2 protein-coding genes are annotated in these 938 nt (G+C 50.3%); one reads left to right on the top strand and one right to left on the bottom strand.

The features are described from left to right. The coding region (locus tag BN1115_RS22640; RefSeq protein WP_208597750.1) for a hypothetical protein at nt 1-422 on the top strand (422 nt) is incomplete at its 5' end. Between the two features lie 44 nt (nt 423-466). Here the strand turns inward: BN1115_RS22640 and BN1115_RS22540 are convergent. Next, nucleotides 467-938: hypothetical protein (locus BN1115_RS22540; protein WP_167335550.1), on the bottom strand; the 472-nt coding region annotated here is incomplete at its 5' end.

Genomic DNA, 938 nt, shown 5'->3' with positions numbered 1-938 from the left:
ATGGTAGTTCTAGGTATCCTGATAATGGCCTTTCTCGTTATCCAGCCGCCGCCGTTATGGCGGCTTTGCTGTTGTGTTGCAACGGGAATGCTTTGGCTGGTGTTGACGATGCGTGGGCCGCATCGCCGGCTACCCAGGATACTGCCTGGGCACAGCAATATGCTGCGCCGGTTAACCCTGCAATCAGTGGGGGCGGCGGCGTTAAGTACCAGATCAGCACCTATAGAGGGGATTGGGGAAACTCTGCAGATTTTGGATGGCATCACTGGTGTGCTCTGACAGCTCATACGGCCAACGGGGATAGGGGGACAGGCTGGAATGTATTTTCAGCAGGATTTGATGCGGCCACAACCAAAAGTCATTGGAAAGTTACCTATTACAACCTCAGTAGCTGGGGTGCTACATGCTATGACGTTATGTAATTTAGCTGCTAAAAAGCCGCTTCGAGCGGCTTTTTCACATGACTTCACATGGAGTACCCCACGATTCTCTTAATGACTGGTGATCCTGTCCATATGCCTTCGCCTCTGAATGTGACTGTGTTACCTGAGCTACTGACTCTCACCAGGGCATCATAGGGCCTATCTGCATTTTCACCGCCCCTGTTGTAAAGACGCACATTCCCTCTGGCGATTGCTTCAGGTAAATCAAACGCCAATTGTGTGATACCTCGACCATCCAGATCTAATGTCAGATAGATCATGGTTACGGTACTTGGTACGCCAACAGTGGCCACTGTACTTGAACCATTAAACAGGTCTACACGGCCTCCATTTCCAGAGATCATTGGGTTCACAGGTGCCGCATATTGCTGCGCCCAGGCAGTATCCTGGGTAGCCGGCGAGGCATTCCATACTTCATCAACTCCCGAGAATGCCTCATTACAAAAAAACAGCATGAAAGCAACAATTGGCGCTTGATAACGAGAAAGGCCATTA

This window comes from Aeromonas allosaccharophila (assembly GCF_000819685.1).
Classification (GTDB): domain Bacteria; phylum Pseudomonadota; class Gammaproteobacteria; order Enterobacterales; family Aeromonadaceae; genus Aeromonas; species Aeromonas allosaccharophila.
This window is presented reverse-complemented; position numbering and strand designations above follow the sequence as displayed.